This window comes from Atlanticothrix silvestris CENA357, from assembly GCF_016056295.1.
Classification (GTDB): domain Bacteria; phylum Cyanobacteriota; class Cyanobacteriia; order Cyanobacteriales; family Nostocaceae; genus Atlanticothrix; species Atlanticothrix silvestris.
In genome coordinates this window covers 14,544-27,627 of sequence record NZ_JAECZB010000038.1, presented here as the reverse complement: position 1 = coordinate 27,627, position 13,084 = coordinate 14,544, and the positions used below count along the sequence as shown (strand labels likewise).

The 13,084-nt window shown below is 40.4% G+C and carries 15 protein-coding genes and 3 pseudogenes; 7 read left to right on the top strand and 11 right to left on the bottom strand.

Annotation, left to right across the window (positions count from 1 at the left end):
• The 5 genes and pseudogenes from I8751_RS14875 to I8751_RS14855 all read right to left on the bottom strand — a co-directional run.
• Positions 1-291, bottom strand: a pseudogene (locus I8751_RS14875) (IS4 family transposase); the annotation flags it as partial.
• Between the two features lie 477 nt (positions 292-768).
• Positions 769-1,158 (bottom strand): hypothetical protein, encoded by a 390-nt coding sequence (locus I8751_RS14870; protein ID WP_214439925.1) that lies wholly within the window; start codon positions 1,156-1,158, stop codon positions 769-771.
• Between the two features lie 163 nt (positions 1,159-1,321).
• Positions 1,322-1,426 (bottom strand): annotated as a pseudogene (locus I8751_RS30605) (IS982 family transposase); the annotation flags it as partial.
• Positions 1,427-1,432: 6 nt separating this feature from the next.
• Complete coding sequence (locus tag I8751_RS14860; protein ID WP_214439924.1) at positions 1,433-2,221, bottom strand: hypothetical protein; 789 nt, start codon at positions 2,219-2,221, stop codon at positions 1,433-1,435.
• 103 nt (positions 2,222-2,324) lie between these two features.
• Positions 2,325-2,651: pseudogene (locus I8751_RS14855) on the bottom strand (transposase); the annotation flags it as partial.
• A 177-nt stretch (positions 2,652-2,828) separates the two neighbouring features.
• Here I8751_RS14855 and I8751_RS14850 point away from each other — a divergent pair.
• The gene (locus I8751_RS14850; RefSeq protein WP_214439923.1) at positions 2,829-3,458 is read left to right on the top strand and encodes a GNAT family N-acetyltransferase; all 630 of its coding nucleotides are present in this window, start codon (positions 2,829-2,831) and stop codon (positions 3,456-3,458) included.
• Between the two features lie 2 nt (positions 3,459-3,460).
• On the opposite strand, the gene I8751_RS14845 is transcribed toward I8751_RS14850, so the two are convergent.
• On the bottom strand, positions 3,461-4,258 hold the full coding sequence (locus I8751_RS14845; protein WP_214439922.1) for an MlaE family lipid ABC transporter permease subunit: 798 nt from the start codon (positions 4,256-4,258) through the stop codon (positions 3,461-3,463).
• A 401-nt stretch (positions 4,259-4,659) separates the two neighbouring features.
• Here I8751_RS14845 and I8751_RS14840 point away from each other — a divergent pair, with 401 nt between their 5' ends.
• The 6 genes from I8751_RS14840 (at position 4,660) to I8751_RS14815 (ending at position 8,582) form a co-directional block, all read left to right on the top strand.
• Positions 4,660-4,956, top strand: a complete 297-nt coding sequence (locus tag I8751_RS14840; protein WP_214439921.1) for a hypothetical protein — start codon at positions 4,660-4,662, stop codon at positions 4,954-4,956.
• 496 nt (positions 4,957-5,452) lie between these two features.
• Entirely contained in the window at positions 5,453-5,650 is a 198-nt protein-coding gene (locus tag I8751_RS14835; protein WP_214439920.1) for a hypothetical protein, read from the top strand.
• A gap of 151 nt (positions 5,651-5,801) precedes the next feature.
• Positions 5,802-6,623, top strand: a complete 822-nt coding sequence (gene sppA / locus I8751_RS14830) for a signal peptide peptidase SppA (RefSeq protein WP_214439919.1) — start codon at positions 5,802-5,804, stop codon at positions 6,621-6,623.
• Between the two features lie 179 nt (positions 6,624-6,802).
• Positions 6,803-7,204 (top strand): chorismate mutase, encoded by a 402-nt coding sequence (gene aroH / locus I8751_RS14825; protein WP_225894165.1) that lies wholly within the window; start codon positions 6,803-6,805, stop codon positions 7,202-7,204.
• Between the two features lie 37 nt (positions 7,205-7,241).
• Positions 7,242-7,526: a hypothetical protein gene (locus tag I8751_RS14820; protein ID WP_214439917.1), complete on the top strand. Its 285-nt coding sequence runs from the start codon at positions 7,242-7,244 to the stop codon at positions 7,524-7,526.
• Between the two features lie 282 nt (positions 7,527-7,808).
• Complete coding sequence (locus I8751_RS14815) at positions 7,809-8,582, top strand: glucosamine-6-phosphate deaminase (protein WP_214439916.1); 774 nt, start codon at positions 7,809-7,811, stop codon at positions 8,580-8,582.
• A 278-nt stretch (positions 8,583-8,860) separates the two neighbouring features.
• Here the strand turns inward: I8751_RS14815 and I8751_RS14810 are convergent, their stop codons facing one another.
• The 5 genes from I8751_RS14810 to I8751_RS14790 form a co-directional block, all read right to left on the bottom strand.
• Entirely contained in the window at positions 8,861-9,055 is a 195-nt protein-coding gene (locus I8751_RS14810; protein ID WP_225894164.1) for a hypothetical protein, read from the bottom strand.
• A gap of 78 nt (positions 9,056-9,133) precedes the next feature.
• Positions 9,134-9,331, bottom strand: coding sequence for a hypothetical protein (locus I8751_RS14805; protein WP_214439915.1), 198 nt, complete (start codon positions 9,329-9,331; stop codon positions 9,134-9,136).
• A gap of 297 nt (positions 9,332-9,628) precedes the next feature.
• Positions 9,629-10,318: a DevA family ABC transporter ATP-binding protein gene (locus tag I8751_RS14800; protein ID WP_214439914.1), complete on the bottom strand. Its 690-nt coding sequence runs from the start codon at positions 10,316-10,318 to the stop codon at positions 9,629-9,631.
• Positions 10,319-10,344: 26 nt separating this feature from the next.
• A complete protein-coding gene (devC, locus tag I8751_RS14795; protein WP_214439913.1) occupies positions 10,345-11,517 on the bottom strand; it encodes an ABC transporter permease DevC in 1,173 nt (390 codons plus the stop codon).
• 117 nt (positions 11,518-11,634) lie between these two features.
• Entirely contained in the window at positions 11,635-12,828 is a 1,194-nt protein-coding gene (locus I8751_RS14790) for an ABC exporter membrane fusion protein (protein ID WP_214439912.1), read from the bottom strand.
• Between the last annotated feature and the right edge of the window lie 256 nt (positions 12,829-13,084).

The window sequence follows — 13,084 nt, the reverse complement described above, 5'->3', positions numbered from 1 at the left end:
CAATAGCCAATAAACTGGAATAGCTCTTTTTTGTTCTATTAAACTAATGACGAACACATTTTCACCACGCCACTGTGTTCTATCAATCGCAAATATCAATTGTTTCTCCTGAGATTGTCTGCTGTTTTTAACCCATCTTTTGAGTAATGGAAACCAGATGTATTGAATTGATAACTCTGGCAGTAATAAAAATCTTTGGATGCTTCGTCGCCGACTCTCAAATTTTATCGGTTGGGGAAATACTGTCGCCAGCTTCTCAATTGTCACAGTTTTATGAAATTGTAACAGCATAATCAAGATTTCCAACATCTTGTACTGTGCGGGTGTCAGTACATTTTGAAAGCAGTTTTGGTAGAATTTAGGTAACATTATCATTTGATAGGTCTTGTTGAGAATACCTGACCTATCTTTTTTTACCCCAAAACAGTCACACTCTTGTATTTCCTGAGCTTCAGCCTCTTTGTCACCCCTTCAGCCCATTAATATTGATAGGTGAATTAGTTTGTCAATTCGTCTTCTTTGCCTCTTCTTTAGCGCTCTTTGCGTCCTTCTCTACGAGACGCTGTGCGAAGGCGGTTCGTTCTCTTATCCGTCAAATTTAATGGGACAGACCTACTCCTTGCGGAGAACTCGCAAGAGTAGCGGCCTTGCGTCTACTTTCTTTCCTATTGCCTAGAAAATAAAAACCTCAGCTGGTCTAAAATGTAAACTGAGGAATTAATCATTGATTCTACAATCTGCTTAAACGCACTTTTACAAGAAGAGAAATTAAAATCTTATTCCCAGTTGACCGTTGAATCCTCGAACAGAATTGTAACCGGCACCGACAAAAACGTTATCTGTAGCACCTACTTGAACACCGCCTGAAACTGCAACACCTTTATCTTCTGAATAATATCCAAGTCCTACATAAGGCGAAATGACTGGCAAACTGAGAAATTTTAAAACATCTACCCCAGCAGAACCATCAGGCCCACTTCCTACCTCTACTCCCAAATTTAAAGCTCTAGCTCCCACAGCATAGGTTACATCACCATCTTGTGCGCCAACTGAAACCCAAGGCTGGGGTATAAGTTGAGCCGAAGCTTGGTTTGGAGTAAATATAGTCACCGAACCGAGTGATGTAATCAATATTTTAGCAATAATCGCTTTTTTCATGCTTTCCTCTTAGTTACCCTTGTTGCAGCAGCTTTGATGATGTCATCAAAGTCACAAATAACAATCCGCTTATATCCTAATTCTGTCAATTCAGCTTGATTCAGACATTTTTCAAGCTACTAAGTAAGACGACGTAAATAATTAAAAGTTTGTACTGTATGTGTAAAAGAATTTTATCAATGAGCTTTACTAAGCGGTTTTTCATATTCTTTTTGAATTTGGTAACTAACTCTAACCTCCGTTGATATAACTCCCCAAAAAGCTTTTGACCAGATTATCCTGAAGTAAGACAAGCCAGAGCCACCTTGATTTCTTCTTCAGATGCTAGGCTTGCATCAACTGTCAAGAATGAAACCAAATTGAGCGGCTCTTTGGTCTGTGATGCGGCATATATTTTATGGTGTCCATCAAGGAGATAGTGAGCCAAACACCAATGCTCGGTAATCTCAGGATTGCCCTCCCAAACTGCTGGCTGCTTAATGTCCAAAACAGAGATAGTAAATGCAGTTGGTTGCCTACCATGTGCTATTTCATCCTGATAATGTATAACTCTCTGTTGATCCAGCTTTGTGGTAGGAAACATCGGAATCACAAACTCGAAAAGTTGGCGATGTTTTCCCAGTGCTGGTGAGTGACTACGATAGTAACTAACGCGCGGATGATGCGGTGGTGACGCGTCGATTCCCCACAATGCGACCTGCTCTTGAACGAAGTAATCGTATCTGTCGCCCGGTTCAATCAAGCGTGGAAGTACTGTTGAGAAATTGATATAGTAAACTCCTGTTGGGAGAATTTGTCCCAAAATAGAAGTGAATGCAGGATCAGCGATGTTAGTCCCATTATTGAGCCTTTCTGCAATGGCTGCTGCACTGATACTGCAACTCTCACCCTCAAGCCGCTCAAAAAAGAAAGCGCAAGTTCCGCAGACATTACCAATGTGATAAGCTCGTTTATTTTCAATTGTCAGGTAACGATCCCAAATAGGCCAACCTCCGCCACCAGATTTCTCGAAGCCGATAATTGAAGAAGAATTAGCAATTGTGATGCGACTTGGCTCATTCATAGGCTAATCCTACCTACCATTGCGGACACAACTTGATATGCCAGTTATTTTTAGAGTTTATTTTAAATTTTAGAACTTTATCCTAAACAGATACTTAATTTATCTTTCGATGACCAGAATCATCAATTATTATGCGATTAGCTTCTGCTGGTTCTCGTCTGACTACACTTGTTCATGATCTCTAACCAACGCTCGTTCATCTGGGAACTAGACCAAGGTACTTCGGTTAAAAAGTGGTGAAATCGGTGGTAAGTCACCCCTACGGCATTCTCTGCATCTGGAATAAGTTTTTTCTTTCACTTTCACCCAATAATCCCCTTAAATAGTGTCTAAACTCTTTTTTTTGTGCTTATGAGTAAACTACACCATCAAATCTTTGACACCATTTTTCAAAGCACGGGGACATGGCTGCGGGAGTGGTTTCTTTCATGAGCTTCTTTCAACGTAAAAGCTATGCTAATTAAGCGTTATATCCTTTTTTATCCTTTAGTAGAGTCTGGCGAAAATAACTATCTATTTGAAAAAGATATTTTCCTAAACATAAGTTTTGCCAATATCGCTAAAATTCAGGAATCATTCATATACAAAAATCACAATTTCCTCAGCTATGGCAAGCTTTGATGAAAATGACGCAATTTATGTGCGGGAATTAGGTATTGATGACATTGCTCCCGTTTATCATTTGGGAGAAGAGCTATTTACCAGCGATTTGTATCCTTATTTGTACCGTACCTGGGACGAATGGGAGGTGATTGGACTCTACAATACAGATCCTGAATATTGCTTGGTTGCTGAAACCAATGGGGATCTAGCAGGATTCATTTTGGGAACTATCATCACCAAAGCATCTTGGACTTATGGATACATTTTATGGTTGGGAGTTAATCCGAAGTTTCAGCGTCGGGGAGTAGCAGACAAGCTGGTTGATAAGGTCATCGCCCGAATGATTGAAGATGGGGCACGGTTCATGCTAGCAGACACCGATCCTACCAACACTCCAGCCTTAAAATTTTTTAATCGCAAAGGTTTCGGTAATATCCGTCAGCATATATTCTTGTCAATGAATTTAAGCAAGCACGAATATTATGGCAGACTGATTGATTACGAACACCAAAAAGCTGAAAGAGCAGGTTATAAGCGCTCGCGCCCAGCAATTCGTGTCCGTAAGCCTGAGGGAGTTGCAAATGAAGTAGTCCTCAATCCCCTAGTTAGTAAATCTCAAGTGACTGAGGAGTAACTTTATAATCCTTGTACAAAGGCACTGCCAGTTCCCTGAAACATTAACCATGAAAGAAAGAAGTTGCTAATAAATATAATTAACAAGGCAGTAACTACAGCAGTCGTGGTTGATTGTCCCACGCCTTTGGCTCCTCCCGTGGTCGTCAAACCCCAACTACAACCTATTACGGCAATTAATAAGCCAAAGCAACATGCCTTAATCATGGCGCTAAAAATATCCCAGGTCTCAAGCAGGTTACGAGCTGAGTCTAGAAATACTGTGTCGGAGATACCATATATATTTGTTGCAATGATCAATCCCCCAAAAAGCCCTGTTACTAAAGACAGAAGGGTAAGAATGGGCAACATTAAGCAGCAAGCAAGTACACGGGGAATAACTAGATAATCGATTGGATCAGTTTTTAAGATCAACATGGCATCGATTTGTTCTGTCACCCGCATAGTACCAATTTCCGCTGCAAAGGCAGACCCAACCCGCCCTGCCAAAACTACTGCGGTCAATACGGGCGCTAGTTCTCTAGTCAATGCTACTGCCAATACTCCACCAACTAGATTTCCCGCGCCAAAGTTGATAAACTCCCGCGCTACCTGGATGGTAAATACTGCGCCCACAAAAACAGCTGTCAATAGGGCAATAAAAAGTGAATCTGGCCCAACGGCTGCCATTTGCTCTGAGGTATTGCGCCAGTGGATTTTGCCTTTTATTAGGTGAACTATCACTTGTCCACCCAAGAAAATCGCTGCCAACAACCGCTGACCCCATACTCCTAAACTAGATTTGGATGTAGTCTCGCTCAATGTTCTGTAGCTAACTCGGTAACTGCCTTAAGAATAGCGAAAGTCATGAGTCAATAGTCGATAGTCGCTGGTTATTCTCCCTATTTGTTTTTCTCGCGCCTTGGATTTTGCTAAAACATTAACTTACTTTAAATGTACTCTCAGAAAAATTTAACCGTGTTTAAACGCGCTTCGTTAAGCTAAAACAAAATATTATTGACTCAAAGCTGGCTTTTTCAAGGGTTTGATAGATTTTTGGATTGATTCGTACTCATTGCATTTGCTGTAACTGGTAATGGTTTCTTTTAACGAAAACTTAAGATTTTTGACATCTTGGTTGTGCAGGAGCGATCGCACGTATTGTAGAAGATGAAATATAGCTGTTGAGCTATTGTTCACCTGATTCACGGAGCCTGTTCTAAATGACTCTTTTGACCAACTTTCTCCGTTCTTTGGTACTCACGATTATTTTCAGTTTTGCTGCTCCTATGTTCTTAGTCGGCGGCGTATTGCTTCTTTTACCTCTGATAGGTCAAATTCCTTTGTTACAAGGGGTGACTGAAGCAAGTGCTAATAGGATATTGCATTTTCTCTCTATCTTTGGCAGTGGAAATGCGTTGCACGGAATCCTGGTGATTAGCTTGACTTGCAGTTTTGTTGGGGGGCTGTTTGACACTTACGCTTATTACCGCTGTCAAATCTTACGTATAGACTCTTAATCCGTGAAAAAAATGCTCAGTTGGTTTTCATGAACTGAACCAAGAGACAAAAATACTGTTATTACTGTATCTAGAGAAGAATTGGCGTTGCTGAGTCTTCACTAAATCAAGCTGTGCGAATAAATATAATAATTATTAAACGTTAATGACTATGCGAGGAAAGCATAGCTTATTGGTGTGCAAACTTTTAGACAAACAAAAAATATAAGATTACACCACGTTGTGCATTCACTTCTATAATTTTGTATTTTGTTTGCTTTGAGACATTTGAAGACTTTACCAACGTTCAAAAATAATAACAAATATACATCTATGGAAATCTAAAAACTTTGTTAAATTTACGTAGCTCACAAATTCTGTTGATTTTCTTAATTGGTCGTCGCTTTGGACTGGAGACTGGGAGCAGAGGACAAACAACCTTGGGAAAAGGTGAGCCAGCGCGGTCTTCTCCCTTGGCGCTAGCCTCTCCCTTTGGGAGAAGGGGAGACGCTACGCGATGGGGGTTTCCACGCCACTTGCTTTATGCCGGCGGCACTTCCTTCAAGTCGGCATAGCCGCCCAACGGAGTGCCTTGGGAACCCGTCCACCGCAGTGGCTCCCCATGAGCGACTGGCGATCTTCGCAGCGTAAAGCCTGCGGCATAGCTACGCTTAGAGCGACGCAGGAGCGTCATCCCGAAGGGGTTAAAGGATGAAGAAACAAACCCTTTCCCCCTTACCCCTTTCCCTTTACCCTTCTTCCCCATGCCCAATGAATGCCCTAATTCTTTTTAATAGAGCAAAGTTAGGACGTTTGACCGCTGGGCATTTTATATTGAGTGTATTACAGAAGTTTTTTAACTGCTCATGGTTTGGCCTTTTAAGTCAAAATTTCGTAAACAAATTGCCCGGATTGAAATTACTGGTGCGATCGCCAGTGCTACTCGTAAACGTGTTTTAGAAGCCCTAAAAACCGTAGAGGAAAAAAAGTTTCCGGCTTTACTGCTACGCATTGATAGTCCTGGGGGTACAGTCGGGGATTCCCAAGAAATCTATAGCGCCCTGAAGCGATTGCGCGAAAAAATCAAAATCGTTGCTAGCTTTGGCAATATTTCGGCTTCTGGCGGTGTTTATATCGGCATGGGAGCCGGGCACATTGTGGCCAACCCTGGTACGATCACAGGCAGCATTGGTGTGATTCTGCGTGGAAATAACTTGGAACGCTTGTTAGCGAAAGTCGGTGTTTCCTTCAAAGTTATTAAGTCAGGGCCTTACAAAGATATTTTGGCATTCGACCGAGAACTAACCGAACCAGAACAAGACATCTTGCAAGAGTTGATTGACATCAGTTATCAGCAGTTTGTGCAAACCATAGCCGATGCGCGTTCTTTGGGGGTGGAAACTGTTAAAAGTTTCGCTGATGGGAGGATTTTTACAGGACAGCAAGCCTTGGAATTGGGTGTTGTAGATCGTCTGGGAACAGAAGAAGATGCCCGGCGCTGGACAGCAGAATTAGTTGGTCTTGATCCTGAGAAAACACCCTGTTATACCCTAGAAGAACGAAAACCTTTATTGAGTAGAATTCTACCAGGAAGTCGTCAAATTACATCAGGGCTGGGATCTGGAATTGATTGGTTGGAATTTGAAATGTCTACTAGTGGTTTACCACTATGGTTATATCGACCATAAATTGTCAAAAGTCAGTGGTCAGTGGTCAGTGGTCAATAGTAACGATGTTTTTAAGATCACCCATAAGAATATGGAGTATTAAACCAGATAAAAAACAACTAACAACTAACAACTGACAACTAACAACTGACAACTGACAACTAACTAAGTTTAAGGAGGATTTTGGCGTGGACTGGCAAATGCAGGCTATACGTGGAGCAATTACTGTTTCAGAAAACACTGTGGAAGCAATCCGAGAAGCAGTGACAGAATTATTAGATGAACTAGAAGGACGAAATCAAATCCAACCCAAGGATATGATTAGTGTGACTTTCTCGGTGACACGCGATTTAGATACTATTTTTCCTGCTGCGATCGCTAGAGCGCGTCCTGGTTGGGATAATGTAGCGATGTTGGATGTGCAGCAAATGCACGTCGAGGGAAGCTTACAACATTGCATTCGGTTTCTCATCCACGCCAACCTACCAACCTGTGCTGTCATTCATCACATATATTTACGTAACGCGGCTAACCTGCGTCCAGACTGGAGTTTACCGCAGTCGTTACAAGCGTCACAGCAAGTAATGAAATCAAAAGTGTAAAATAGCTACGTAAATATTATGTAAAAATAAGCACAAAATGGGCTATTACCGTGGTGATGCTGCTCAACCTACCGCCATTGGCGGAAGAATCTTCACTGAGCGCGGAACTGGTGTGTGTGTGAAGTTAGAAGATTTTTTGGCAATTCTCTCCAAATGTGAACAGCCACTTGTAATTTTCACGAGTGAAGGCTTTTTTACAAAAATCTACAAGTATGTGACGGCATACAAAGGTTTTGTGTTTTTTACAGAATCTTTAGATAAATTAGAATTTGGCAGCAATGTTGAAATTATATACGCTCAAAGTCTAAGTACTGACATTTGAGGATGGGGCATGGGGAAGAAGGTTAAAGGGAAAGGGGTAAGGGGGAAAGGGTTTGTTTCTTCATCCTTTAACCTTTTCCCCCTATTCTTGCTCCTCTGCTCCCAAAAAAGTTTATTTTTCGGAATTTGGAAAAAAGGTATGAGAGTGATTCATACTGGAATTAAGTAATGCCAAATTTGAAAAAGGGCGTTGTCAGTGATGAGAGTGAATTAGTTATGTAACAGTAGAAAAGTACTGCACTCAATTGACTGCTGTATTATTGAAAATTTTCTGTGTAAGCAAATGGTGGCCGCTACAAAATTTTTTCGCGTTGATGATCTATTGGTGCAGATTTACAACTCTGAAGCTGAAATGGCTCAAGAAGTTGCAGAAATTACCCAAAAGTATCTACAATACGTTCTCCAGCAGCAAGACACGGCAGCTGTATTACTAGCAACTGGGAACTCTCAACTTAAATTTCTTGATGCTTTAATTGCATTAGGAGGTATAGATTGGTCGCGGGTTATTTTGTTTCACTTAGATGAATATTTGGGAATCACTGCTGATCATCCCGCTAGTTTTCGGCGTTATATGCGCGAACGTGTGGAAAAGCGAGTATGTCCACAGCAATTTCACTATATAGAAGGTGATGCATTGCAACCTGTGGCAGAATGCGATCGCTACACCAAACTATTGCAAGCTCAACCAATCGATTTATGCTGTCTTGGTGTTGGCGAAAACGGACACTTGGCTTTTAATGACCCAGCAGTAGCACATTTTCAAGATCCTTACGCTGTTAAATTAGTGAAATTAGATCTGGCTAATCGCCAACAGCAAGTGAATACAGGTCATTTTCCTAATCTCGATAGTGTTCCACAGTATGCTTTTACTGTTACTCTTCCTTCGATTTGTTCAGCCCAAAAAATTCTCTGTCTAGCACCAGAAAAGCGCAAAGCTCAGGTGGTAAAAGAGATGTTACAAGGGTCAATTAGTAGCAAATATCCTGCCTCTATTTTACGCCAACGATCGCAAGCAACATTATTTTTAGATGTAAATTCTGCTAGTTTACTAGCTTAAATACTTGAAATTTACACTGCTGTTGTCCCATGCCCAATGACGGCAGTTGCTACAAGTCGGGAAACCCTTGACGCTCGATGACTCGCTACCGCTGCGCTAACGGCAGTCGCTCATGGAGGAAACCCCCAAGACCCTACGGGTTCGCCAGTTGCCTGCGGAGGGAAACCCTCCCGCAGCACTGGACTCACCGTGCTGCCTCACCACGGCGCTGTCTCCCCAACGCACTACCTCCCCATTCCCCATGCCCCAAAACTCCACCCACAAGAGGATGGAGTTTTTCATTTCAGCTTAAAGCTAGACAAGCAAGCTTCTAGGTAGGGACAGTCTTCACATTGAAACTCTTGCCCAGGATTGAGACATCCACAGGGAGGATTGATGAAACATTCAGAAGGATCTGTGGGATAAAGATATTTTTTAAGTGTAAATGTTAAAGCAGCTTCTTGCAGACATAAGATAAAATTTTGCATCATCATAAGATTTATGAGTGCTGTGATGGAGTATTTAAAACAATTCTACAACTGCAAATTTCTTGAACAAAATAGGTAGATTATTTAAATTACAGACCACAGGTTCCATGCTGAAATTGTATCTTCTACCACAAATTCTCTTTTTTGTGAATTAGCAGTCTCAGCTACTAGAACTCTTAACGTTACGGTAGACCCGTTATTGATAATTATGTGTCCGTAACCGATTACTTTCCCTAAATGTCCAGTTTGTTGATTTAGTACGTAATCACCAATGGTGAACATAATGGCACTGCCACTGTTTGAGAATGTATAAATGATTGTTCATACATTCTCTATAGGCTGAGAAATGAAAACTTCATACTTCCAGCCTGTTTTACTTTTAACTTGAGGAATATCTTACGCCCACTTTATCTATTACTTGGGATATAAGAAAAAGACTGTAGTTAGTGTTAAATGTCAATCAAATTTCCAGATTTTGGTATAATATTTACTTATACCATTTCACAAAAATACTGATACCAATTACATTCCATACTAGCATCGGTATTAGTCTCTCTTTGTTATGTTTTTATTGACGTATTAAAAAACTTCTTTGAGCAGTTGTCCATCTTCCATCTGAATTATGCGATCGGCAATATCTAAAATTCGGTTGTCGTGAGTGACAATCAAAATAGCACAATTTTGTTCTTTAGCGAGTTGCTGCATCAAGGTGACAACATCTCTACCTGACTTACTATCTAAAGCTGCGGTAGGTTCATCAGCTAATACCAATTTGGGATGACTTACTAAAGCACGAGCGATCGCTACTCGTTGTTTTTGCCCTCCTGATAGATCAGAAGGGTAGTAATTAACGCGATTTTCTAGATGAACGGCATTAAGCATCGCTTCCGATTGTTTACGAGCTTTCCATTTGGGAATATTTGTATGTAATTCCAACGACATTTGGACATTTTGTCTAGCCGTTAAAAAATCTAGCAAATTGTGAGCTTGAAAAATATAGCCAATATGACGACGTACTTTTACTAGTTGCTCATTGCTGGCTCCATAAAGTTCCTGTCCTAAAAATTTGAGACTTCCTTCTTGGACAGAACGTAACCCACCAATCAAAGTTAGTAAAGTTGTTTTACCGGAACCTGATGGGCCAGTCATAATTACAATTTCACCAGATTTGATTGTCAAGTTAATGTCAAATAAAATCTGGCTGCGTAATTTTCTTTTACCAAAGTACTGGTTAAGATTTTTTACGTCAATAATAGGTTTTGGTTCCATAATTTTTAAAAAGTATTGTTGTTTGCTTAAAAAATATCGGCTGGATCTACATGTCGTAATTTATTTGTAGAGAAAAATCCCGAAACTAAGCACATTATAATTGCCGATATTAATACGATAGCTGCTTTGTCAATACTCATGACTACTGGTAATTTAGTGGCATTTTTTGCCACATTATACAGAGCCATAGATATAGCAAAACCGGGAATATATCCTAGAGACGCTAGAATTAAAGCCTGCTGAAAAACTACATTCAACAGATATTCATTCTTAAATCCCATTGCTTTTAAAGTTGCATATTCAGCTAAGTGATTAGAAATATTGCTATAGAGAATTTGATAAACGACTATTACACCAACAACAAATCCCATTAACACCATCAAATTAAAGACAAATCCAATAGGAGTTCTGAGAGTCCAGTAATCTTTTTCAAATTTAATAAAATCTTCGCGAGTAACAACTCTCACGTCTTGCGGTAAATAGGCTGATAAATTTGCTAATATTTTTTGGGGGTCGGCATCAGGTTTAAGGTTAATTATGCCTATGTCTATGGTTTGTGCAGAACGGTCTGCGAATATTCTCAAGAAAGTTGAGGTACTAACAATTAAATTTCCATCAACTCCAAAAGAAGGCCCTAAACTAAATAAACCACCGATTTTAACTTTGTAACCAATTAATGCTGTATAAGTGAATATTTCAACTTGTACATTTTTGCCTTGCTCAAAATTTTGTGCAATGGGGCCAAACTCCGGACGAGCAGCCCGGTCAAATAAAACTATGTTAGGTATTTGGAGTAATTTGAAATTTTCTTGGACACCTGGTAGTGTAAAAATTGATTTAACCGGATCAAAACCAAGCACATACATGGGAAATTTCAGACCATTAATGGGATTTTTTAGCTTGGCAAATTGCATATATAAAGGGCTAACTGATTCCACACCATCAAAACCTAGCGCCTGGTATAAACGCCAGCGCGGAAAGCTTTGATTGGATGTTAAAGATTTATATTGGGCACTGATGATAAATAAATCTCCCTGTAAGTTTTTATGCAGCTGTGTAGCACTAGCATAAAGAGCATCTCGGAAACCAATCTGCATAAACATTAAAACTGCAACAAAAGCAATTCCTGCTAAAGCAACAAGAAAACGAACTTTTTGTTTGGCTAGTTGTAGCCAAGCTAGAGGTATATTGAAAGCCATGTTATCAACCTCAAATGAGACAGATTAAGCTGATGGGCAAAATAATTGAATAGTCATTGAGAAAGGATTGGAAAAATTTTTGAAAATTTTCTTCCCAATCCCTCATTTTTAAGATTGCTATATCTCAATTAGTACCTGTACTTGTAAATCTGTAAGAGCAGCAACTTTTGGATTTTCTGCTAAGTTTTCGATACGAATTTTGACATCAATTACTTTGTTATCTGTATCTGCGGCTGGATTGTTATTGAAGATATTTTGTCTGCCAACTTGCAAACCGATATCTGTTACCTTTCCTCGCAATTTTCCTGAAAAAGCATCGCTAGTAATAGTAGCCGATTGTCCTAGACGTACTTTGCTGATATCTGTTTCATAGACTTCTGCGACTACATACATCTGTTGTGTGCGACCTAAATCAGCTATTCCCATACTGCCGATAATTTCTCCAGGTCGAGCATTGATTTTCAGGACTTGGCCGTTGATAGGCGATCGCACAGAACTCAAATCTAAGTTTGCTTTCGCCTGTTTTACCGACGCGCTCGCACTTTCAATATCAGTTTGTGCTGCTTGCACATCAGTAGGACGAACTTCTGCAATACTCTTGAGCCTGGCTTTAGCTTCACTTAACTGTTTTTCCAAAGTTTCCACAGTCCGGTTGAGGGCAGCTTTAGCTTCATTGAGTTGCTGTTGCACAGTCTCAACTCGCAAACCCTTAGCATCTGAATCTGAAGCTGAAATCGCACCTTCTTTGAATAATTGCTGATATCGCTGATTTTCACTTTCAGCATTCCGCCATTCTGCCTCTAAGCGAGCGATCGTGGCTTGTTGTGCAGAAATTTCTCCGCGTAATTCAGCTTCTAAACGAGCGATCGTTGCCTGTTGTGCAGAGATATCTCCAGCTTTGGCCCCTGCTTTTACCTGATTAAGGCTCGCTTGAGCAACTAAAACTTGTTTTTGGGCTTTTTCTAAAGCTGCCAGACGGGGATAGTAACTATCAAGAATTGCGATTAGTTGCCCCTTACGTACTTTGTCTCCTTTATCTACCAAGAGTTGTGCAACTCGCACACCCCCTTGGGAATCAGGAGCAGACAGACGAATAACTTCTCCTTGAGGCTCTAAACGTCCTAAAGCAGCAACAGCAGTCATAGCAGAAGAATTACTTGGAGCAGTTGGAGCCTCAACTTTAGAAGATGACCAAAATCGTGCAAGGCTATAGAACGAAGCTGCACCAGTAACTACAGCCATCGCAGTTGCCAAAATTATCGACCACCAACCCAGAGGTTTTGTGAATGACGACTTTTGTTTGTGTACCATAATCATGTTTTCCAAGTTAGTGATATCTGGCGACAAGCCGCCTTGTGAAAAGCCTTATAGCATCTACGAACTTGGTGCATTTACTATATTGACCATGCAGGATAAACGTAGATTTCGAGGACATAAAGAAGATAATTATCGTAAGGATTCAGGTCTAAATTGTTGCTAAAAGAAAAAGCTCGGATGATGGAACTATCAAAAAAGTATCCATCAATCCGTTAATCGCATTAGCTTTTAGTAAAGCTACTTGATACAT

Bases quoted from the DNA above. Each gene is read 5' to 3' on its own strand.
- I8751_RS14870 (WP_214439925.1), bottom strand. From the start codon at position 1,158: ATGAAAAAAGCGATTATTGCTAAAATATTGATTACATCACTCGGTTCG.
- I8751_RS14860 (WP_214439924.1), bottom strand. From the start codon at position 2,221: ATGAATGAGCCAAGTCGCATCACAATTGCTAATTCTTCTTCAATTATC.
- I8751_RS14850 (WP_214439923.1), top strand. From the start codon at position 2,829: ATGGCAAGCTTTGATGAAAATGACGCAATTTATGTGCGGGAATTAGGT.
- I8751_RS14840 (WP_214439921.1), top strand. From the start codon at position 4,660: ATGACTCTTTTGACCAACTTTCTCCGTTCTTTGGTACTCACGATTATT.
- I8751_RS14835 (WP_214439920.1), top strand. From the start codon at position 5,453: ATGGGGGTTTCCACGCCACTTGCTTTATGCCGGCGGCACTTCCTTCAA.
- sppA (WP_214439919.1), top strand. From the start codon at position 5,802: ATGGTTTGGCCTTTTAAGTCAAAATTTCGTAAACAAATTGCCCGGATT.
- aroH (WP_225894165.1), top strand. From the start codon at position 6,803: ATGCAGGCTATACGTGGAGCAATTACTGTTTCAGAAAACACTGTGGAA.
- I8751_RS14820 (WP_214439917.1), top strand. From the start codon at position 7,242: ATGGGCTATTACCGTGGTGATGCTGCTCAACCTACCGCCATTGGCGGA.
- I8751_RS14815 (WP_214439916.1), top strand. From the start codon at position 7,809: ATGGTGGCCGCTACAAAATTTTTTCGCGTTGATGATCTATTGGTGCAG.
- I8751_RS14810 (WP_225894164.1), bottom strand. From the start codon at position 9,055: ATGATGATGCAAAATTTTATCTTATGTCTGCAAGAAGCTGCTTTAACA.
- I8751_RS14805 (WP_214439915.1), bottom strand. From the start codon at position 9,331: ATGTTCACCATTGGTGATTACGTACTAAATCAACAAACTGGACATTTA.
- I8751_RS14800 (WP_214439914.1), bottom strand. From the start codon at position 10,318: ATGGAACCAAAACCTATTATTGACGTAAAAAATCTTAACCAGTACTTT.
- devC (WP_214439913.1), bottom strand. From the start codon at position 11,517: ATGGCTTTCAATATACCTCTAGCTTGGCTACAACTAGCCAAACAAAAA.
- I8751_RS14790 (WP_214439912.1), bottom strand. From the start codon at position 12,828: ATGGTACACAAACAAAAGTCGTCATTCACAAAACCTCTGGGTTGGTGG.